Here is a 20,537-nt window from a genome sequence, read left to right as displayed (position 1 = left end):
CCGCCCCGTTCAATCCGCTGCGTGTGTGAAGGACTCGCGTATCCGCGCGCGCCGCAGGGGACCCTCCCTCTCCTCCTCAAGGAGGAGGTAGCGGTTGAGCCGGGTCCGGTCGAGCAACCGGCGGTCGTGGGTCACGAGGAGGAGCGTCCCGCCGAACATCGGCAGCGCCTGTTCCAGCTGCTCGATCGCGACGAGGTCCAAGTGGTTGGTCGGTTCGTCGAGGACCAGGAAGTTCACCTGCTCGTGCATCAGCAGAGCCAGCTCGGCCCGGGTCCGTTCGCCCGGTGACAGGGAACCGAAGCTGCGTTCGGCCATCATCGCGCCCAGGTCGAACTTCGCCAGCAGGGAACGGGTCTGTTCCTGGTCGAGGCCGGTGATGCTCTGGACACCGTCGAAGAGCCGCTCCTTGCCCTCCAGCAGGGCGCGGTGCTGGTCCAAACGCCCGATGTGGACGTTGGAGCCGAGCGTGACCTCGCCCGCGGTCGGCGTGATCCACCCCAGCAGGAGGGAGACCAGGGTCGACTTGCCGGACCCGTTCGGTCCGACCAGCCCGACCCGGTCACGCCAACGCAGGTCCAGGTCGATCGGTCCGAGCCGGTAGCGGCCGCGTTCGACCACGACGCCGCGCATCTGCGCGACGACCTCTCCGCTGCGTTCGGATTCGCCGAAACCGAAGCGGAGCTCCCAGCCCTTGTAGGGCTCCTCGACCGCTTCCAGGCGCTCCAGCCGTCGTTCCAGGGCCCGGTTGCCGCCCGCGAGGTTCTCGGCGCCCTCCTGCCTGCCGCGCCGCGCCGCCTTGTTGTTGTCGGGGGCGCGGCTCTTGGCGCGGGCGGCCCCCTTACGGGCCCACTCGCGCTTGCGGTGGATCATGGCCTCGATGCGCTTGCGCTCCGAGACGTACAGGTCGTGCTTCTCGTATTGGCGCTGTCGGGCCTCGTGCTGCTCGGTCCGGTAGGCGGCCCACCCGCCGCTGTACAACACCGCCTCGTGTGAGCCGTGGTCGATCTCCAGGACGTGGGTGACGGTGCGCTCCAGGAAGACCCGGTCGTGGGAGACCACGATGATGCCCGTGCGCACCTCCTCGATGAAGCGCTCCAGCAGCTCCAGACCGGCGAAGTCGAGGTTGTTCGTCGGCTCGTCCAGTAGCAGCAGGTCGAAACGGGACAGCAGGATCGCGGTCAGGGCGGCCCGCGCCAGCTGACCGCCGCTCATCCCGCTCATCTCCTGGTCGAGGGCGTCGGCGCCCAGCCCGACACGTTCGACCGTCGCTGCCGCGCGGGCGTCGAAGTCGCCGGCGCCCAGGGCCATCGTGCGGTCGAGCTGGGTGGCGTAGGCGTCGGCCAGGCCCGGATCGTCGGCCAGGCCGGCGGCGAGACGCTGAAGCTCCCGCTCGGCGCCGGCCACCCCGGTGCTGCGGGTCAGGTAACCGCGCAGGGTCTCCCCGGGGACCGGGGTGATCTCCTGGGGCAGGTAACCGACGTTGGATTCGGGCGGGTGGCGGCGCACGCTCCCCTCGTCCGGGGTCTCCAGGCCGGCGACGATGCGCAGCAGGGTGGTCTTGCCGACCCCGTTGCGTCCCACCACCCCGACCCGCTGCCCCGGCCCGGCCGTGAAGGAGACACCGCTCAGCACGGTGCGTGGGCCGAAGCTCTTGCTCACGCCTTCGACGACGACGGTGCTGTGACGGGCGTCGTTGAGGGGCACGGGTCCTCCACCGTTCATCCCCGCTCCTGGGCCGGCACGCTCTCGGCGGCCGTCAGGAACAGGAAGTGTTCGTAGTCGGGTTCGTCGAAGGCGTGGACCGCCACGCGGTCCACGAGCCGTCGGCCGTGCGGGAACTGACCGGCCAGTCGTGGATAGGCCGTGAGAAAGCCCTGCCGCACCGTGGGATCCATGACCAGCCTGCCCCCAACATAGAGGTCGTCGCAAGCGGTTATCTGCGCCGCTGACAGGACGAACAACGCCAGGTGGCGGCCATAGGCGGACAGAATGGGGCGAAACCCCGGCCAGAAGCCCCCACGCAGGAAGTCGCCGAGCGCCCACAGGCCGAAACCGGCGTAGGCGTCCAGGAGCGACGTGCGCGTGGGGTCGGGGGAGAAACGGGACGACAGTTCCCGTATCCGGGTGTCGAGCGCGAGCACGGTGCGCGTGATCCCGGGGACGGGGGGCACGGCGGTGGGCGCGCGCGGGACGGAGTCCAGCAGATCACGGAGGTCCGCGGGCAACAGGAACCGGCTTTCGGGCGTGGCCGACGCCGCGTGCGCGAGCACGAGCGGCCCGAACCCCCTGCCACCGAGGACGTCTTCGAAGGTGACGATCTCCCGGCCGTGGATCGCGGCGAGCGCCCGCACCAGGTTCCGGTCGGCCTCGCCCGTGGCGGGAAAGGGATGGTGACCGTACTCGAAGGCCTCCACGCCGCCCTCGGCCGCGCGCATGGCGATGTTGAGTCCGGTGCCGACCTGGCACTTCACCAGCCTGCCGGTGCTCGACGGGGAAGAGGCGGCGGGGCGGGGCCTGAGCAACGGACGGAGCAGCCGTTCCCAGGGACCTCCCGGGAGCCAGCGCATTCCCACGGTCATGTCGTTGGCCACCGCTGTGTCGTGGCAGCCGGTGAGCTCGCGCAGCCGGGCGGCGAAGTCCGTCAGCGACCAGCCGGGCCGGTTGGTGATCTGCGCGGAGGGGAGGGGACCGGAGTCGTAGACGGGGCCCGCGATGCCTATGCGTATCGCTCGGGGCTCCGCCAGGTCCAACGCGCGGACGACCGTGGTGATCTCCGCGACCTGCTCCAAGAACCCCTCCGGCCTGTCGGCGGTGAGGTAACGGATCTTCAGCAGGGGCCGGGGGCCGTCCGGCGCGCACGTCCCCAACTGGACCCGGGTCATCGTGGCCCCCGCGTCGATCCCGAGACAGCAGGGCCCATCGGAGAGCGGGCCGAGGGCCGTGACGTGGCCGCGCAGCGACGTGTAGAGGCCGGGACCGTGGTGCAGGTCGGCCGATGCGGCGAGCCCGAGTGAGCGCAGCCGTTCCCCGGGAGAGGGGCCCGCCGGTGCGGGGTGGAGGGCCGGTCCGCGCCTCACGTTCCCGCCACCGTGCGCAGTGCCCCCGTCCAGGAACGCATCAGGTGGGCGCTTCGGTGAAGGAAGGCCCGCGCGTCCGGCGACCACGCGCGACCGTTGACCCGCTCGGCGATCTCCTGGAGGGCATAACTGAGCGACTCGTAGGTCTCGAGGTAGTCGCCCCCCTCCAGCGGGTGGTCGCGCAGGTGGTCGAGGATGTCGTCGAGGAGCCGGACGGCGGGGACCTCCTTGTGCAGGTCGTCGAGGAGGTCGTGCTCGTTGCGCGGATGCTCCACGACGGGGTCGCCGAAGCGGACCGCGTGCCCGAGGTGCTGGGCGCACACCTGGACGAAGTAGCCGCTGAAGATGTCCCCGAACCGCTCCATCGGCACACCGTCCACGGGTTGGCCCATGCGCAGGAAGTAATAGGCGGGCAGGGCGTCTCGGTGCACGGCGGTGTTCTGCGAGTTCACCGGGCACCACGTGCCCTCGGCCAGGACCACGCTGCCCCCGGAGTGGGCGAGCGCGTTGGGACGCACGGCGAGCCGGGTGATCGCGTCGACGTCGGGGTCGCCGAGCCACAGGCCCGCGTTGATCCGCACGTCGGCGGGGCGCTCGCAGACGGATGTCCGTGCCTGCGCGTGGGCCGGACGCGCGTGGAAGGGGAAACCACGGGGGAAGACCTCGGTGGGCTCCACCTCCAGCAACGCGCAGTTGTTGAACCAGCCGTCCGACGAGGCGGTCACCGGTTGGGTGCGCGGGCCCTGGCACACCACCTGGTGGCGTTCGACGAAGTCGTCGGTGGTGGGGAGGTTGTCGTCGTCCATCGAGACGATGACGTCGAATCCCTCCATCCAGGCCATGAGGTAGCCGACGTTGCGCCGGTTGTCGGAGTGGTAGGGGATGAGGTCGGGAACCGCCAGTCGCTCCAGGAGATCCTGCTGTTCCGCCACGGAAGGACAGACCACGTCGAGGCCGAGGCGGCGATGGCGCTCGCAGGCGGCGAAAAGAGCGGGACCGGTGTTGCGGTCGGGGATCACGATCAGCCGCGCGCCGGCGTCCCGCAGGGCGGGCGCCAGGCGGTCGAGGAAACCGCCGTCGGAGATCGTGGTCACGACGACGGCGGTCGAGATGTCACGGCCGGACATGCGGCTCCTCGGCTCGGGGGACGATCGAGGAGACGGCCACGTCGCGGCCGCGTCGGGCGATGTCCCGCTCGATCCAGTGGTACATGGCGCTCATCCCCTCCCAGAGGGGGGTCGCCGGTTCCCAGCGCAGCTTCTCGCGCAGCAGGGTGTTGTCGGAGTTACGGCCGCGGACCCCTTGGGGGCCGGGCCGGTGGACCAGGCGGACGTCCTCCTTGCCGGCGATCGACAACAGCATCCGGGCCAGGTCGTCGATGGCGATCAGGTGCTCGGTGCCGATGTTGACGGGACCGGGGAAGTCCGACGCGGTGAGCCGGCGGATCCCCTCGACACAGTCGTCGACGTAGCAGAAGGAACGGGTCTGCCGGCCGTCCCCCCAGATCTCCATCTCGCCACCGGGCGCGGCCAGCGCCGCCTTGCGCGCCAGTGCCGCGGGCGCCTTCTCCCGGCCGCCGGCGTAGGTCGAGTAGGGGCCGTAGACGTTGTGCAGCCGGGCGACCCGGGTCTCCAGGCCGAACTCCTCCCGGTAGTAGGCGCAGGCGTGCTCGATGTGGAGTTTCTCCCAGCCGTACCCGTCCTCGGGGTCGGCGGGGTGGGAGACCTCCTCGCGCAGTCCCGTGACGTCCGCCGAGCTTTGGAGGTGGGACGGGTAGACGCAGGCGGAGGAGGCGTAGAAGAACCGGGAGGCTCCGTTCCGCCGCGCCGCCTCCAGGGTGTTGAAGTCGATGAGCGAGTTGTTGTACATGATCGTGGCGTGGTTGGCGGAGATGAAACCCATCCCGCCCATGTCCGCCGCCAGCGCGTACACCTCGTCGATGTCGGAGGTCGCTCTCTCGGCGTTCCTCTTTTCCCGCAGGTCGAGCAGGAGGAACTCGTCGGCTTCGGTGGGTCGGAACTCGGGGAGGTGGAGGTCGACGCCGCGTACCCAGTATCCGTTGCGTCGCAGGTGGGCGACGAGATGATGGCCGATGAAACCGCCGGCGCCGGTGACCAGCGCGCGTTTGATTCCTGTTGACATGAAGACCCGTCCAGTAGAAATCGGTCGTTCATGGTCTTGGGGGCGAAGCCGGCTCGAACGTGATGGTGAAAGCGTGCCGCGGCGAGATGTCTCGGTCGATCGAGGCGCACGGGAATTGTATGGGCCGTCGTTCGGGCGGGTCAATGGAGGAATTTCGCCGGACGGTCGGTACGTCTTCCGCGATGCCCTTATTTATGGATTCGTGCGGTACGGCGCTCTTATATGGTGAAACCATTATTTTTGAGGTTGTGATGTTCGACCGAGAGGTCGTCCGGCCCGCGTGCCGGCGGTCGGGGTGGCCGTTCTCGCGGGGTGTCTCCCGTGGGTGTCCAGGGGACGGCCCGGCGCTGCCTTCTTCGTGAATGGGGACGATGCAGGACTTCTAACACGACAGTCTCTCTTATCGTGCATCTTGGCATAAGTGGCAAAGTGTCCATTTTCCTGTTTTATGTTGTGTTTCAAATATGGAAGGGGATGGTAATCGGGTGTTGACGGAGGGGAATGTGGCACGTAGCTTGGTTGTGGCCCGGGCAGCTTATTTCCGTCGATATACGTCACGTTCTTCCGTGGAGACGATTTCCCCGATGGGGCATCCGGTGCCCGTCGCTGAATAAACGATTCGTCAGCGACCTATTCGGTTCATTCACGCATCCTGATCCGTCGATTTCCGATCGAAGGAGAGTCACGGTGGCCGCTCCGGGCGATTCAGACGAGGTGGACGTGGCGTCCGTGGGGGCCGCCGTCTTCGAGCGGGCCTCCCCGGACGGACACGTGGACGGTTCGCAGCCGGCGGCCCAGGCCGGTCCGTCCTGGGCACGTCTGTCCGAGGAGATCCGCGCGGCACTCGCCCGCCAGATGGGGTCCGAACCACCGCCCGTCATATCCGACGACGACCTGCTCGCCGACCTCGGCGTGGACTCCGTCGTCCTGATCGGGGCGGTGTCCCGGCTGGAGCGCCGATACGGCATCGCGCTCTCCGACGACTCGGTGTTCTCCGCGACGACCTTCGCCTCCCTCGTCGACGCGCTCCGCAGGGCGGCCCTGGCCCGGAGAGGACGGTGACATCGATGTCGGCGGATCCGACCGAAACGGTCGTCACCGGCCGGGGCGCCTGCTCCCCCGCGGGGCCCGACGTCCACTCCCTGTGGCGGGGGCTCTGCGAGAAGAGGGCGTGCATACGCGACATCGAGCACTTCGACACCTCGACCGCCTCCCTCCACCGGGCGGGCTTCGTGCCCGGACCCGACGAGCGCCCCGATTCCCCCGGCCGCACCCTGGAGCTCGCCGTCAGGGCCGCCCGCCAGGCGGTCCGGGAGGCGGCACCGCCACCGTCCCACCGGACCGCGGTCGTCCTGGGCAGCACCGAGCCCACCACCACGGACGGCGGGACACAGGGACTGTTCCCCGGCCTCCTCGCCTCGCGCTGCGCCGAGGCCCTCTCGGTGACGGGCGAGGCCGTCACCGTCGCCTCGGCCTCCGCCTCGGGCGCCCTGGGAATCTCCATGGGCAGGGACATGCTGCGGGCGGGCGACGCCGACACCGTCCTGGCGGGCGGGGCCGACGCCGTGACCGAGACCGCCTTCCTCGGCCTGAACTCCCTGCGCACGCTGTCCCCCCACGGCTGCCGCCCCTTCACCCGCGACCGGCGCGGTATCGGCGTGTCCGAGGGGGCGGGACTCCTCCACCTGGAGCGCCGCGATTCGGCCGAGGCGCGGGGAGCCCGCGTCCACGCGGTCCTCGCCGGGGCCGGCGTCACCAACATGACCGACCACCTCGCCACCCCCCGCGCCACGGGCGTCCGCGTCGCCGTCGAGAGGGCCCTCGCCGACGCGGGCATGGATCCCGACGAGGTCGACCTGGTCAACGCCCACGGCCCGGGAACACGGCAGGGGGACCGGGTGGAGATCGAGGCCCTGCGCGAGGTCTTCGGCGCGCGCACGGCCGAGATCCCCGTCGTGAGCTCCAAGTCCGTCCTGTGGCACCTCCAAGGGGCGGCGGGCGCGATCGAGGCGCTGATCTGCGTGCTGTGCCTGGAGCGGGACGCCATCACACCGACCCGGATCACCGGCGCACTCGACCCCGCCTACGCCGATCTCGACCTGGTGGACCACGACGGGGCCCGGCCGGCGCCGCGGTTGCGCGCCGCGCTGTCCGTCTCCTGCGGTCTCGGCGGGCTCAACGTCGCCCTGCTCTTCAGGAGTGCCTGACATGACCCAGACGACGCCGCCGCGCTGTGTCGTGACCGCGGTCACGGCCGCCCGGGTGGACCTGACGGAGCTGTGGCGGGCCCACGGGGAGGGCGAGCCCGGCTGGCCCGCTGTCACCCGGCTCACCACCGCCCTTTCCGACCGGCTCGTCGACCTCGCGCGGGGGACCCTGGAGCGGTCACGGGCCGAGCCCGCGCGGGTCTCCCTTCTGCTCGGCTCCCTCTACGGGACGGGCCACGTCGCCGAGTCCATCCGACAACGGCTGGACGCGAAGGGGGCCCGTTGGCTCGACCCCGAGGCGTTCCTCCACTTCACCCCGCACGGGATGACCGCGTCACTGTGCATGCGCCTGGGACTGGCCGGCTACGCCGCCACCCTGCTCGGCCCCGCGGCGGGGATCCAGACGGTCGCCCAGGCCGTGCGGCGGATCCGGGTCGGCGGCGACCCGAGCGTGCTGTGCGGCGCCTTCGACTTCCTGAGCCCCGCCGCCGCGGCCCGCGTGGGCGACGGGGAGCACGCGACGGGCACGGCGGCCTTCCTCCTCGTCGAGGCGCGGGAGGAGGCGCGACGGCGCGACGTGGGCGGACTGGCGGGGCTGCGGTCCGTCGAGATCGTGGAGGAGGCGGGGTGGTGCTCCGGCGCGGCCGCGCTTCCGCCCGGATCCGCGGCCTCAGGCGTCCTGGCCACTCTGGCCGAGCGGCTGCGCGAGCCCGGCTCCGAGGGGCGCGAACTCACCGTCGAGGCGCCGGGCGCGAGGGCGCGCTACCGGATCCGCCTGGTGCGGGAACCGGAGGGGAACCGTGGCTGACTCCCTGCTGGAGCTGCTCCGCGCCTGGACCCGGGCCGGCGGAGGCGAACGGGTCGCGCTCCTCGACACGACGGGCCACGTCAGCTACCGCCGGCTCCTCCGGGCGGTCGAGGAGGCGGTGGGACGGTTTCGTGGGGAAGGGGTGACCGAGCAGGGCCGTATCGCCCTCGTCGCCCGTAACGACATCCCCTCCGTCGTCGCCTTCGCCGCGATCAACGCCATCGGCGCTCCGGTGCTCGTGCTGCACGACAGGATGGCCCGGGCCGAACGCGACACGGCGGTCCGCGGCTTCGGCGCCGGACACGTGGTCGAGGACGGCCACGTGGTAGCGGTCGCCCGCACGGGCGATCCACCAGGGCTTCCCCCGGGGCCGGCGATCGCCATGGTCACCTCCGGCACCCTGGGCAGGCCCCGGATCGTGTGCCGCGCCTGGGCGGGCTCCATGGCCAACTCCCGGGCCTACGCCCAGGCCCTCGGCCTGGAACCGATCGACTGCGTTCTCACCACCAGCCCGCTCAACCACAGTTACTCCCTCGAGGCCGGAATCCTCGCCGCGCTCTCCGCCGGCGCGGGACACGCGATCCCCTCGGTGCCGGCCACCCCCGCCGGAGTGGCGGCGCTGGTCCACCGCGGCGCGGTGACGGTGCTGCAGACGGTTCCCGCCCTGTACCGCTGGTACGCCGGGTCGGGCATCCCGCAGATGCGGGTCTGGAAACGCTGCGTCAGCGCGGGCGACCTGCTGCCCCCGGAGATCGCCGAGGAGTGGGCGCGCCGCGGCGCGCCGCTGTGGAACCACTACGGCGCCTCCGAGATCGGGCAGATCACCCTGGGACCGGCCGACCCCGCGGGGTCGGTGGGAAGGCCGCTGGAGGGGATCGACGTCTGCGCCCCGCAGACGGCCGGGGCCCCCGGCGCCGTGAGGGTCCGTTGCGCGGGTCTGTCCCCGCTGCTCGTGACCGAGGAGGGCGCCGAACCGATCGCCGACTCCGACGGCTGGGTCGACATCGGGGACCTGGGCCGGGTCGACGGCTTCGGACGCCTCTACCTCGCCGGCCGTCAGGGCGGCCTCCTCAACATCGCCGGCAACAAGGTCGACCCGGCCGAGGTCGAGGCCGAGATCAGGCGGTTGCCAGGCGTTCGCGACTGCGCCGTGGTCGGACGTGAGGTCGACGGCGCGGTCCGCCTGTGGGCCTTCGTCGAGCCCTCCCCGGGCAGCGAACCCTCCAGCCTCGACCCTCGGGCGCTGCGCGCGCGGCTGCGCGGCCGGCTGAGCCCGACCAAGGTGCCCACCGTGGTCCGCGTGGTGGAGGAACTGCCGCGGACCGGCACGGGCAAGATCCGCAGATGGCTGCTGGGCGCCTCCCCGCAGGCCGCTGCGGCGACGGGCGGACGCGCGCCCGGACCGGGACCCCGACCATCCGACCCTCGTCCCCAGGAGGAACCATGAGCGACAGTGCGCAGCTCGACCACATCGTCACCCTGATCCGAAAGGCCCTCGCCGACCGTCCCCACGTGGCCGAACTGGAGGGGCTGGCCGCGGAGACCGAACTGGGCGCGGCGGGGATCGACTCCCTCGACCTCATCGTGGTCTTCTCCCACTTCGAGAAACGCTGGGGGATCCCCTTCGAGGACGCCGAGATCGACCCGTCGATGTTCGACACGGTCGGCGACCTGGCCGCCCGGCTTCTCGCCCAGGCCCGGGCGCACGGCAAGGAACTCACCCGATGACCACACCGGTCTTCGACCCGGAGCGCTCACTGGGGTGGCGCGACGGCCCCCTGGACGGCATCACCTGCCTGCTGCGCTGCGTCGAGGCGGTGCTGCGCTCCCGAGGGTACGGGCCGATCGACGTCGCCCGTTGTCTGGGCGGGGAGCTGGACCTTTTGGGCCGCGACATGGCGCTGGAGTTCCCCGGATGCCGGCTCGGGTGGAGGTTCGCCGACCACGGCGCCCAGAACTGGCCCTTCGTGGTCGAGCGCGTCGGCGCCGGCGAGCCCGTCATCATCATGCCCGACCTCTACCACTACCCGGGCAGCTACTACGAAGGGCTGTACCACTACCACGATCACGCCGTCCTGGCGGTCGGCTGGGATCCCGGCTCCGAGACGTTGGCGGTGCTCGACACGCTCGCACCGCCCGACGAGGGATACCGGCGCGAACTGCCGAAGACCCCCCAACTCGTCGCCTCCTGCACCCGGGTCACCCGTGTCGAGGTCACCGCCGAGGCCGACCGCCGCCCCTCGCGGGACTACGCGGCGGAGCAGATCGAACGGCACACCGCCACCGTGGCCGCCGACGCCCGCGCCCTGCGCAGACTGCTGGACTCCTTCGCCGCCGCGGGGATGGACGGCGTCACCGCCCGCGCCGTCAACCTGCTGGTCCTGGGACACCTCCAACCGCTCCTGTTCCTCTTCGGATCCTCCATCGACGCCGATGCGGACGCGCGTCTCCTCGACGTCCGCCGCGCCGCCCTGAGCGCGGCCACCAAGGCGGGCTGGTTCGGCCGGGCCCTCATCGTGGGGCACAACGACCACGTCGATCCGGCTCCGCATTACCGCAGGGCTCTCACCATCGCCCCTGGAATGCTCGACGCTTTGGATAACCTTGCTGACGCAATGTCACGGGCGGGTGGCGACGCCCGCGTCTCTGTCGAACGAGCGGATGCCGCGGACGCGGCGCTCCACACCCGTTTCCGAGAAATCGTCCACATCTGTTACTCATCACCGAGCGAGGCCATTCCGTGAAGGAATTCACGATCGTTCCCATTGACCGCGAACCCGCACCGGCGACGTTCCTCATCACCGGAATTCCCGGGAGCGGAAAATCCACGGTGGCGCGTGCGCTCGCCCAGAGGTTCGAATTGGGAGCGCACATCGAGGTGGACCGTCTCCAGGAGTTCATCGTCTCGGGCGGCAGGTGGCCCGGACCGGAGCCCGAGGAGGAGGCCGACCGCCAGCTCTTCCTCCGGGCGCGCAACGCCGCGCTGCTCGCCGACAGCTATGTCGACGCGGGTGTGGTCCCCGTGATCGACGACGTCGTCGTGCTCCGTCCCCACCTCGACTTCTACCGGAAGGCGGTCAGCAGGACACCGCTGACCCTGATCGTCCTCGCGCCCGCCCCGGAGGTGACCACCCGCCGCAACCGCGAGCGCGACAAGACGCTGGTCGAGGACTGGTCCTTCCTGGACGAGGCGATGCGCGGCCAGATCCCGGACGAGGGAGTATGGATCGACAACGCGGAGCTCACCGTCGACCAGACCGTGGACGAGATCCTCAGGATCACCGGGATCGGCGGTGGGAAGGGCCGCGTGCCGACCACGACGTGATGGAGACGGGGGCACGTCCGGCCGCGCTCGTCACCGGCGCCTCCGGAAGCATCGGTGCCGCGATCGCGGTGGAGCTGGCCCGCGCCGGTTTCGACGTCGGAGTCCACCACCGGGCCAACTCCGCCGGCGCGCGTACGACGGCCGAGGCGGTCCGGGCGCGCGGCCGGCGTGCGCTCCTCCTCCGCGGAGACCTCGCCGAGGAGGGGACGTGCCTCCAGGCCGTCGAGCGGGTCACGGCGACGTTCGGCCGCCTGGACGTCCTCGTCGCCAACGCGGGATGGCACCGTGACGGTCTGCTCCTCCGGCTCGCCGAAGAGGAGTGGGCCGCGCACCTGGACGCCAACCTCACCAGCGCCTACCGCTGCGCGCGGGCGGCCCTGCCCTCGATGATCGAGCAGAGGGGCGGGCGTCTCGTCCTCGTCTCCTCGGTCGCGGGCCTGGCCGGTTCTCCCGGCCAGGCCGCCTACTCCGCGGCCAAGGCGGGCCTGACCGGCCTGGCCCGCACGATCGCCCATGAGTACGGACGCTTCGGGATCACGTGCAACTGCGTGGCCCCCGGACTGATCGAGGACACCCCCTCCCACGCGGAGATGCCGCCGCAACGGCGCCGGGGGATCCTCGACCGCACGGCCGCGCGAAGGGCCGGCCGTCCCGAGGAGGTCGCCGCGGCGGTGGCCTTCCTCTGCTCCCCCGGGGCCGCTTACATCACCGGACAGATTCTCGCAGTCGACGGCGGTATGACCGCCTGACCAGGGAGGCGACGATGGCACGGCGTGTTCTCTTCTTCCCGTGGGGGTGGGGCGGCGCAGCGGGGTACACCGCGCGCTGTCTGGCACTGGCCGAGGAGCTCGCGGCCGCCGGTGACGAGATCGCCTTCGCGGACTGTGGGGCGACGAGGCTCGTGCGCGAGGCGGGTTTCCGCGTCCTTGAGCAGGACACCGCGCCGCTGCGCGACCTGGAGCGCCGCAGGGTCCCTCCCTACCTGCCGTTCGCCGACGTGGAGCGCGTGTTCGCGGTGGCCGCCGGATACCACCGGGCGGAACGCTTCGGGCGGCAGCTCGACGAGGACGCGGCCGCGATCGCCGGGTACCGCCCCGACGTCGTGGTGATCGACATGAGCCCGACGGCGGCGCTGGCCGCCCGCGCCGTGGGGGTCCCCGTGGTCTCCCTCGCCGACGCCGACTTCGTCGCGACCCGTCCCAACGCCTGGATGCCCTGGTCCACGGTGGAGCCGCGCGTCCTGCTTCCGCACCCTCCCTGCCTCCCGGTCATCAGCGCGGCCTCCGCCCGGTTGGGTCTGGGACCGGTGGCCCGGGCGGAGGATCTTTTGGAGGGGGAGGTCACCCTCATCCCCAGCACACCGGAGCTGGAGCCGGCCGAGCGTGGGACGGTCCGCCACGTGGGACCGCTCTACTGGGATCCTCCCGGCGCGGGCGGGGACGTGGTGTTGCCCGAGGAGGACGGACGGGCCAGGGTCTATGTGTCGATCGGCAGCGGGGGGATGGTGGGCGCCGATGCGATGCAGGCGGTACTCGACGCCTGCGCCGGCATGCCCTGGTCGGTGTTCGTCTCGACCGGGTTCGCCTTCCGCAGCGAGCTCTCCGTTCCCGACAACGTCGTCCTGGGAGGGTTCACCGGGGTGCGCCGCCCGCTCGGGTGGGCGGACGTGGTGGTCAGCCACGGCGGCTACAGCACCGTCATCGCCGCACTGGAACACGGCGTGCCCAACGTGGTCCTGCCCTTCATGTCGGAGCAGGAGATGAACGGTCGCCGGCTCGTCGAACGTGTCGGGGCCGGCCTGCTGTTGCGTACCAGCCGCACCCGCCCTGACGGGCGGTTGGAGTTCACCGACAGGTATTCGGGCCGTAGCCCTCGCCCTCACGTCGCCTCGGTGGACATCCGGGCCGGCGTCGAGGAGGCGCTCGGCGATCCGGGCATGGCGGCGCGGGCGCGCCGGGTGGGGGCGGAGCTGAGCGCCCTGCGAAGGACCGTCGATCGGGTGGGCCTGGTCCACGGGACCGTCGCCCTGGGAGGAACGCGATGATCCGCTGGGCCCGCCGCAGTGAGGCGTGTTCGGACGCCTTCACCGCCTACTGCCACGAGCACGCGCTGGTCGACCGCAACGACAACGTCAACCGTTACTGGGAGTACCCCTGGGCCGCCACCCACGCCGGTCTGCGCCCGGGGATGCGCGTGTTGGACGCCGGCGCCGGATACTCGCCCTTCCTGCTGCACCTGGCCGAGACGGTGCCGGACGCCGAGTACCACGCGGCCGACCCGGCCTACGCCTTCCAGACCCCGGCCCAGCTTCCCCACGCGAGGATCGACACCCGGCCCCTGGAGGAGCTGGCCTACCCCGACGGCCACTTCGACCTGATCTTCTGTCTCAGCGTCCTGGAGCACCTCGACGCCTCCGCGCGGCTCGCGGCCGTCCGCGCTCTTGCGCGCTGTCTGCGCCCCGGTGGGCGGCTCGTGCTGACCGTCGACTACTTCCTCGACTGGCCGAGATGGCGGTCCGCCATCGAACAAAAGCCCCGCATGGCCGCCTGGCTCCCCGACGGAAACCCCGATGTGGCCCGGATGGTCCGTGCCTCCGGGCTCCACCCCCTGGCCCCGGACCGGATCGACCCGCACCCCGGGACGGAGGGCTTCGAGGAGGGGGCGGTCCACGACGACCTGTGGTGGTCGGAGCACATCGGCGCCGGGCTGCGGGTGACCTCCCTGGGGCTGGTCCTCCACCGGCCGTTGGCCGGGGCGGACGACCGCGGCCTTCGTCTCAGGATCTCCCCGGAGGCGCTCCACCTGCGCGACGACGGCACCCCCTTGTTCGCCGACCACCACGGGACCGGGGCGGCGCCGCAGCGATACGTGTTGCCGCCCCGGGCGCTGGACCCCGAGGGGTTCACAGCGGGCGAACTGGTCGAATGGCTCGGGGGAGGTACGCGGGCGGAGGCGGTCGTGGAACGCGCCCTGAGGTGGCGGACGCTGCGCCCGGCCGGGCTCCGGCCCCGCATCGAGGCCTGCCAGCCCGACTCGTTCCGCGAGGTCTACCGCAATCCCGAGGGGACGGGCGTCCCACGGCACGACAAGCGGGGCCCGGCGTGAGGGCGGCCGGTGACAGCCGCGACTCCGGCGCGAGGACCGTCATATCCCGCCACTTCCGCGCCCAGCCCCTGCGCCCCGCTCACCTCGACGATCTTGAGATCGAGCTGTTGAGCCCCTACCACCGGGCCCTCCTGGTCTGCGAGGCGACGACGAGGCTCATCGAGGCCCACGTGCTGGAAGGGGTGCGGGCCTCGCCCACGGCGCAGTACAGCGCCCCCTTGTCCATGGGAGGCGACTGCGCGCAGCTTCGCGTGCCCCCGGGGAGCACGGTGGTCACGCGGTCGGTCGACCTCGTCGGGGCCAGCAGCGGACGCCGTTACGCGATGGCGCGGTCGCTCCTGGTGCCGGGGAGGATCCCCGCCCCGCTGGCGCGGGGGATCGCCGAGGAGGCGGCGGGGATCGGCAGCGCCCTCCACGCCTGCGGGGTGGAAAGCCGCAGGGAGCTGCTGTGGTACGGGGGCGAGGCCGACGGCACCCCCACGCGGACCTACCGGATCGTCATCGAAGGGGAGCCGGCGATTCTCATCACCGAGTGGTTTCCGGCGGTGCCCGGATGACGGGGCGCCCGGCGCAGGCAGACAGGACCGAGCTGGAGGGGTGGGACGGACAAGGTGGTCGTATCGATGAATGGCGCTGAGAGGTCCGGCGCGGGGGCCGTGGTCGACACGGACATAGGCCCCTTGGAGTTGCCGCGGTGGGACACCATGATGCTGCCCTGGTTCCGCAAGTACGGGGAGTGGGAGCCCCACGAGTCGGCTCTGGTCGAGTCCCTGCTCAGGCCGGGGGACTGCTTCGTCGACATCGGGGCGCACGTGGGGTACTACACGATCCGGGCCCTGCGCCGGGTGGGCGGCGCCGGCGCGGTGTTCGCGGTCGAGCCGTGGCCGGTGATGCGGCTGCTGCTCGAACGTAACGTCGCGGCCAACGCCTCCGGGGACGTCGCGGCCCTGCACGTGGTCGCCGGGGCGGCGTGGCACTGCGACGTTCCCCTGCGGCTGGCCCTGGACGCCGGGGGCAACAGCGGGGACAGCCGTATCGCGCGTGGCGGCGCGGTCGACGCGGTGGGGATCCGCCTGGACGGGCTGGAGGAACTGCGCGAGCGACGGATCGCGGTGGTCAAGACCGACGCGCAGGGGCGCGACCACCACGCCCTGCGCGGCCTCCAGGAGCTGCTCGGACGTGACCGGCCGCACGTGCTGTGCGAGTTCTGGCCGCGGGGCATCCGCGACGCGGGAGCCGACCCCTTCGACGTCTTGTCCCTCTACCGTTCCTGGGGCTATGACCCCGTCCTCCTCAGGGAGGCCTACGCCTGTCCGGAGCACCACCCCTGTCTCGTCGGAGGACAGGACGACGCCCGGTACGTCGCCATGGCCGAGCAGGCGCGCGGCGGGTTCGCCACGTTGTGGCTGCGTCCGGCCGGGAGGAGGACCTAGTGCTCGTCGTAGGCGGGGATGTCGCGCAGCCGGCGTATGGGCGAGAACGCGAGGAGGAGAGGGGTCAGCATCCAGCCGGCCATGATCACCAGCAGGGCTCCACGCGTCCCCAGCATCCCCCCGAGCAGTCCGCCCAGCACTCCGCCGACGAAGAGCATGCTCCTGGTGAAGAAGCGGGTGGAGGCCACGGTGCGGGAGAGGAGCGCCGGAGGGGTGTGGATCTGCACCAGGGTCGCGTGGCCCACGGTGAACATCGCGAACCCCGCGCAGAAGACGAGCGCGCCGGCGACGAACAGCAGCACGCCGGCCCCGGGCTGGGTGGCCGGCAGCAGCAGGCCGAAGGGGGAGACCAGGGCGATCGGCAACCACAGCGCGCGCGCGGTCCCCAGACGCCGGGTGATCCGTCCGGCGACCGCCGCCCCCACCAGGCTGCCCAGTCCGGCCACGCCGACGAGGACACCGACCTGACCTGTGGGCAGACCCACCTCGCGCGACAGGAAGACGACGACCAGGGCCTCGTAGCCGGCGAACCAGCAGTTGCCCGCGGCCGAGGCCAGCGTGCTGGCCCGCAGCAACGGGCGGGTGACGACGAACCGCAGGCCCTCGCCCAGCCTGCGCAGGAGCGTGCCGCCCCCCTCCTGGCCGGGAGGGGCCGCGCGGGTGCGCATCGCGGCGACGCAGCAGGCCGAGACGAGGAACCCCGCGGCGTTGGCGATCGGGGTGAGGGGGGCGCCGAGCACGGTCACCAGGAGACCGCCGAGCGCGGGCCCCATGGTGTAGGCCACCGCCCGACCGCCCTGGAGCCGCGCGTTGGCGCGGGTCAGGTCTTCGCGGGGGAGGAGGGCGGGGGGAAAGGTCTGGTAGGCGATCTCGTAGCAGACCGTACAGGCGCCCACCAGGGCGACCACCACATAGATCTGCCAGAGGGCGAGTACGCCGAGAACGTAGGCCAAGGGCACGAAGGAGATCACCACGACCCGCACCAGATCCGCCGTGAGCAGAACGGTGCGCGGGGGGACTTTGCCCAGGTAGACGCCCAGCGGAAGGGTGAGCACCAGCCACGGCAGGTAGCTGAAGGCGGTGATGGCCGCGATCTGTGGAACGGAGGCGGAGAGCAGGTCCGCCGCGATCAGCGGGAACGCGATGGGGCTGGTCATCCCGAGGATCTGGCTGACGGTACTTCCCGTCCACAGCAATCGGAAATCGCGCCATCCAGGGGTGGAATGGGTATTATCCGCTTCTCCTCCGGAATGAGATGAAGGGGTTTCTTCTCCGTTTTCCGTCATTCTTCTCCCTGCGAGAAGTGCCCCGTGTCCCGGGGAGCGGTTTCCCTCTTCCTGCCCGCGCCCAGCCTATTGCAGGAATGGCCGGACGAGATCTCATTCTCCCGATCAGGGAAAGCGCCTCCGATCGCAAGCCGCCGAGCGGAACCAAGGAGGAAAGAGCGATGAGTCTGCCCAGTGCCGCCGACACGGTTGTCGTGGGAGCGGGGTCGGCGGGGTGCGTGGTCGCCAACCGGTTGTCGGCCGACCCGGCCCGAGGTGTGCTCCTGCTGGAGGCCGGGGACGACACGCCCCTGCCGCCCGCGCTCCGTTCGCTGGACTTTCGGGCGGCGGTCCGCGACGTGTCCCGCCACTGGCCCGGACTGCGCGCCCGGCGGGGGAGCGCCCAGCGGCCGCGCCTCCTCCTCCAGGGACGCGGGGTGGGCGGCACCTCGGCGATCAACGGGCTGATCGCCATGTGGCCGATGCCCGAGGACTTCGACGAATGGGCCGCTCTCGGATGTGACGGTTGGACCCATCGCGACGTGTCCCCCTCGCTGAGCCGGATCAGCCGTGACCTGGACTCCAAGGCCGGTGCCGGCCCGATGCCGGTACGCCGCCCCCCACGTCCCACCTGGGGGTCGCTGGACCTCGCCCTCGCCGAGTGGGCCGGGGACAGGGGGTTCCCCGCCGCCGAGGACCACAACGCGCCGGGCAGCACCGGCCTGTCCCCTTATGCGTTCAGCGCCCGAGACGGTGGCCGGGTCTCGGCCGCGGACGCCTTCCTCGCCCCGATCCTCGACCGCCCCAACCTGACGGTCCTGGCGCGCACCGTGGCCGAGCGGCTCATCGTCCGCGGGGGTCGGGTCACCGGCGTCTGCTGCCGTACACCGGACGGGGAGGTGGTGATCGAGGCGGGGGAGGTGGTGGTCACCGCGGGGGCGGTGGGATCCCCGGCGCTGCTGCTCCGCTCCGGTATCGGCCCCGCGCACCGACTCGAACGGGTCGGCGTCGCGCCGGTCGCCGACCTGCCCGGAGTCGGTCAGGGGCTCCAGGACCACCCCGCGCTCACGCTCCCGATCCGGCTGGCGGCTCCAGGGGCCGCACCGCCCCGTCCCACCAACTGCTGCCTGCGTTTCGCCTCCGGCGAGTCTGACGGCGAGGCCAACGAGCTGATGCTCAACGCCCTCAACGAGGTCGGCCCCGGGGTGGGGGCGGTGGTCCTCGCCCTCTTCCGTCCCGAGGCGCGGGGGCGTGTCGAGGTCACGGGGGCGGGCCTCGATGACGACCTCGTCGTCGACCTCGGCCTGCTCGGCACGGAACGCGACCTGCGCCGGATGCGCGCGGGGGTCGCCCGATTGGCGGATCTGGCCCGCCACCCCGCTTTCGAGCGGGTGGGAAGTCCGGTGGGGGCCGACCTCCTGCGCGGGCTCGCGCGCCGCCCGGAGGAACTCGACTCCTGGATGGCGGCCCGCTGCCACGAGGCGTGGCACCTGGTCGGGTCCTGCCGGATGGGCGATCCGGCCGATCCGGCCACGGTGGTCGATCCCCGGGGCCGGGTGAAGGGGGTGGCGGGCCTGCGGGTGGCCGACGCCTCGGTGATCCCACGGGTGCCGCGCTCCAACACCAACCTGGTGACCATGGCGGTCGCCGACCACATGACACATCCGTCTCGTCCTGGCAGGGAGTGACTTCGAGATGACCGATCACAGGCTGGGCCCCGAACAGGCCGACCGGCTCACCCCCACGTGGGGCTGGTGGGAGCCGGGCACCGTGAAGGTGATGAAACGCGTGGTCGAACCCGGCATGGTCGTGTTCGATGTCGGCGCGCACGTCGGGTACTACACCACCCTGTTGGCGGAACTCGTGGGAGCGGACGGGCACGTCCACGCCTTCGAGCCGCATCCGGGGAACTTCCAGGTGCTCCAGCGCAACACCCGGGCGTTGTCCAACGTCACCATCGTCAACACCGCGGTCGCCGACGACGACCGTCCCCGGCTGCTGCACTTCAGCGGGAACACCGGGCGGCACAGCCTGTTCCAGACGGAGTTCACCGGCGAGGGCGGGCGCGTCCACGAGGTCCCCGTGACGACCCTCAGCGATTACTGGGAGCGTATCGGCCGTCCCGAGGTCGGTCTGGTCAAGATCGACGTCGAGGGCGCCGAGGCGCAGGTGGTCACCGGGGCGCGCAGGCTTCTCGACGCCACCCCCCGGATCAGGGTCGTGACCGAGTACTATCCGCGCAACCTCCGCTGGGGCGGCGGCGACGGGGCCGCCTACCTGGACCTGTTGCGCCGTAGCGGGCTGGAGTACCGGGCGATCCAGGATGACGGGTCGGAACGTGAGGAGATCCCGCGGCTCGACGGTGACGACTACATCAACCTCCTGTGCCGGCGCGCCGCGCGCCCGTCCCGGGGATGAGCGAGGGGAGGAGCCGGCATGCGTGAGAGCGATCTGGCCACGGTCATCGACCTCGCCGACGCCGCGGACCGGATGACCATGGCACGCTACGGGGCCGCTGACCTCCAGGTCCGTGACAAACCGGACCGCTCCCCGGTCACCGAGGTCGACACGGCCGTCGAGGAGGCCCTGCGCAGGATGCTGGCCAGGGCCTGTCCCGCTGACGGGATCATCGGGGAGGAGTACGGGGGCGAGAACCGTCCGGGCCGGGTCTGGGTCATCGATCCCGTCGACGGGACCAAGAACTTCCTCCGGGGCAATCCGGTGTGGGCGACGTTGATCGCCCTCGTCGAGGACGGTGTCCCCACCCTCGGGATGGTGAGCGCTCCCGCGCTGCAACGTCGCTGGTGGGCGGCCCGGGGGAGGGGCGCCTGGACCCTCGACCGGGGCCGGGTGGGGCGCGTCCGGGTGTCGGGGGTGACACGTCTGGCCGACGCCTACCTCTCCACCACGAGCCTGGGGACCTGGACCCGGTTCCACTCGCGCGCGGCCTATCTGCGGCTTGTCGACGCCTGTTGGGAGAACCGGGCGTTCGGTGATTTCTGGCAGCACTGTCTGGTGGCGGAGGGGGTCGTCGACCTCGCGGCCGAGCCGATCGTCGGTTTCTGGGACATCGCCGCGCTGAAGGTCCTGGTCGAGGAGGCGGGGGGAGACTTCACCGACCTCTCCGGCCGGCGCGACGCGGGCATCACCAGCGTCCTCGCCAGCAACGGCCGGG

Annotated in this window: 20 protein-coding genes; 15 read left to right on the top strand and 5 right to left on the bottom strand. The window is 71.6% G+C overall.

The window, feature by feature from the left end:
- Window positions 1–9 precede the first annotated feature (9 nt).
- The 4 genes from abc-f to B5D66_RS21780 are packed head-to-tail and all read right to left on the bottom strand — an operon-like array spanning window position 10 to window position 5,219.
- Window positions 10–1,722, bottom strand: coding sequence for a ribosomal protection-like ABC-F family protein (gene abc-f, locus B5D66_RS21795; RefSeq protein ID WP_078763675.1), 1,713 nt, complete (start codon window positions 1,720–1,722; stop codon window positions 10–12).
- Window positions 1,719–3,077: a glucokinase gene (locus B5D66_RS21790; RefSeq protein ID WP_078763674.1), complete on the bottom strand. Its 1,359-nt coding sequence runs from the start codon at window positions 3,075–3,077 to the stop codon at window positions 1,719–1,721. The genes abc-f and B5D66_RS21790 overlap by 4 nt, the downstream gene beginning before the upstream one ends.
- Complete coding sequence (locus B5D66_RS21785) at window positions 3,074–4,204, bottom strand: hypothetical protein (RefSeq protein ID WP_078763673.1); 1,131 nt, start codon at window positions 4,202–4,204, stop codon at window positions 3,074–3,076. Before B5D66_RS21785 ends, B5D66_RS21790 begins: the two co-directional genes overlap by 4 nt.
- Window positions 4,191–5,219: an NAD-dependent epimerase/dehydratase family protein gene (locus B5D66_RS21780; protein ID WP_078763672.1), complete on the bottom strand. Its 1,029-nt coding sequence runs from the start codon at window positions 5,217–5,219 to the stop codon at window positions 4,191–4,193. The genes B5D66_RS21785 and B5D66_RS21780 overlap by 14 nt, the downstream gene beginning before the upstream one ends.
- 687 nt (window positions 5,220–5,906) lie before the next feature.
- Here B5D66_RS21780 and B5D66_RS21775 point away from each other — a divergent pair.
- The 12 genes from B5D66_RS21775 to B5D66_RS21720 all read left to right on the top strand — a co-directional run bounded on the left by B5D66_RS21775 (window position 5,907) and on the right by B5D66_RS21720 (window position 16,097).
- Window positions 5,907–6,281: an acyl carrier protein gene (locus tag B5D66_RS21775; RefSeq protein WP_159457298.1), complete on the top strand. Its 375-nt coding sequence runs from the start codon at window positions 5,907–5,909 to the stop codon at window positions 6,279–6,281.
- 5 nt (window positions 6,282–6,286) lie between these two features.
- Entirely contained in the window at window positions 6,287–7,426 is a 1,140-nt protein-coding gene (locus B5D66_RS21770) for a beta-ketoacyl-[acyl-carrier-protein] synthase family protein (RefSeq protein ID WP_078763670.1), read from the top strand.
- Between the two features lies 1 nt (window position 7,427).
- Entirely contained in the window at window positions 7,428–8,234 is an 807-nt protein-coding gene (locus tag B5D66_RS21765; protein WP_078763669.1) for a beta-ketoacyl-[acyl-carrier-protein] synthase family protein, read from the top strand.
- A complete protein-coding gene (locus tag B5D66_RS21760) occupies window positions 8,227–9,681 on the top strand; it encodes a class I adenylate-forming enzyme family protein (protein WP_078763668.1) in 1,455 nt (484 codons plus the stop codon). The genes B5D66_RS21765 and B5D66_RS21760 overlap by 8 nt, the downstream gene beginning before the upstream one ends.
- Complete coding sequence (locus B5D66_RS21755) at window positions 9,678–9,962, top strand: phosphopantetheine-binding protein (protein WP_078763667.1); 285 nt, start codon at window positions 9,678–9,680, stop codon at window positions 9,960–9,962. Before B5D66_RS21760 ends, B5D66_RS21755 begins: the two co-directional genes overlap by 4 nt.
- Window positions 9,959–10,978 carry a hypothetical protein gene (locus B5D66_RS21750; protein WP_078763666.1) on the top strand — a complete coding sequence of 340 codons (1,020 nt, stop codon included), beginning with the start codon at window positions 9,959–9,961 and terminating at the stop codon, window positions 10,976–10,978. Before B5D66_RS21755 ends, B5D66_RS21750 begins: the two co-directional genes overlap by 4 nt.
- On the top strand, window positions 10,975–11,559 hold the full coding sequence (locus B5D66_RS21745; protein WP_200813745.1) for an AAA family ATPase: 585 nt from the start codon (window positions 10,975–10,977) through the stop codon (window positions 11,557–11,559). The genes B5D66_RS21750 and B5D66_RS21745 overlap by 4 nt, the downstream gene beginning before the upstream one ends.
- Window positions 11,559–12,308 carry a 3-oxoacyl-ACP reductase FabG gene (fabG, locus tag B5D66_RS21740; RefSeq protein ID WP_078763665.1) on the top strand — a complete coding sequence of 250 codons (750 nt, stop codon included), beginning with the start codon at window positions 11,559–11,561 and terminating at the stop codon, window positions 12,306–12,308. The genes B5D66_RS21745 and fabG overlap by 1 nt, the downstream gene beginning before the upstream one ends.
- Window positions 12,309–12,322: 14 nt before the next feature.
- Window positions 12,323–13,603 (top strand): glycosyltransferase, encoded by a 1,281-nt coding sequence (locus B5D66_RS21735; RefSeq protein ID WP_078763664.1) that lies wholly within the window; start codon window positions 12,323–12,325, stop codon window positions 13,601–13,603.
- Window positions 13,600–14,664: a class I SAM-dependent methyltransferase gene (locus tag B5D66_RS21730; RefSeq protein WP_078763663.1), complete on the top strand. Its 1,065-nt coding sequence runs from the start codon at window positions 13,600–13,602 to the stop codon at window positions 14,662–14,664. Before B5D66_RS21735 ends, B5D66_RS21730 begins: the two co-directional genes overlap by 4 nt.
- Window positions 14,661–15,221 (top strand): hypothetical protein, encoded by a 561-nt coding sequence (locus tag B5D66_RS21725; RefSeq protein WP_078763662.1) that lies wholly within the window; start codon window positions 14,661–14,663, stop codon window positions 15,219–15,221. Before B5D66_RS21730 ends, B5D66_RS21725 begins: the two co-directional genes overlap by 4 nt.
- A 66-nt stretch (window positions 15,222–15,287) precedes the next feature.
- Window positions 15,288–16,097: an FkbM family methyltransferase gene (locus B5D66_RS21720; RefSeq protein WP_078763661.1), complete on the top strand. Its 810-nt coding sequence runs from the start codon at window positions 15,288–15,290 to the stop codon at window positions 16,095–16,097.
- Here the strand turns inward: B5D66_RS21720 and B5D66_RS21715 are convergent.
- On the bottom strand, window positions 16,094–17,383 hold the full coding sequence (locus B5D66_RS21715; RefSeq protein ID WP_078763660.1) for an MFS transporter: 1,290 nt from the start codon (window positions 17,381–17,383) through the stop codon (window positions 16,094–16,096). The genes B5D66_RS21720 and B5D66_RS21715 overlap by 4 nt on opposite strands.
- A gap of 161 nt (window positions 17,384–17,544) precedes the next feature.
- Between B5D66_RS21715 and B5D66_RS25240 the strand changes: the two genes are divergently transcribed.
- The 3 genes from B5D66_RS25240 to B5D66_RS21695 form a co-directional block, all read left to right on the top strand.
- On the top strand, window positions 17,545–19,050 hold the full coding sequence (locus B5D66_RS25240) for a GMC family oxidoreductase (RefSeq protein ID WP_159457297.1): 1,506 nt from the start codon (window positions 17,545–17,547) through the stop codon (window positions 19,048–19,050).
- Between the two features lie 7 nt (window positions 19,051–19,057).
- On the top strand, window positions 19,058–19,780 hold the full coding sequence (locus B5D66_RS21700) for an FkbM family methyltransferase (RefSeq protein WP_078763659.1): 723 nt from the start codon (window positions 19,058–19,060) through the stop codon (window positions 19,778–19,780).
- Window positions 19,781–19,798: 18 nt separating this feature from the next.
- On the top strand, window positions 19,799–20,537 hold a 739-nt coding region (locus tag B5D66_RS21695), incomplete at its 3' end, for an inositol monophosphatase family protein (protein WP_144390250.1).

Source organism: Marinactinospora thermotolerans DSM 45154 (genome assembly GCF_900167435.1).
Taxonomy (GTDB): Bacteria; Actinomycetota; Actinomycetes; order Streptosporangiales; family Streptosporangiaceae; genus Marinactinospora; species Marinactinospora thermotolerans.
This window is presented reverse-complemented; position numbering and strand designations above follow the sequence as displayed.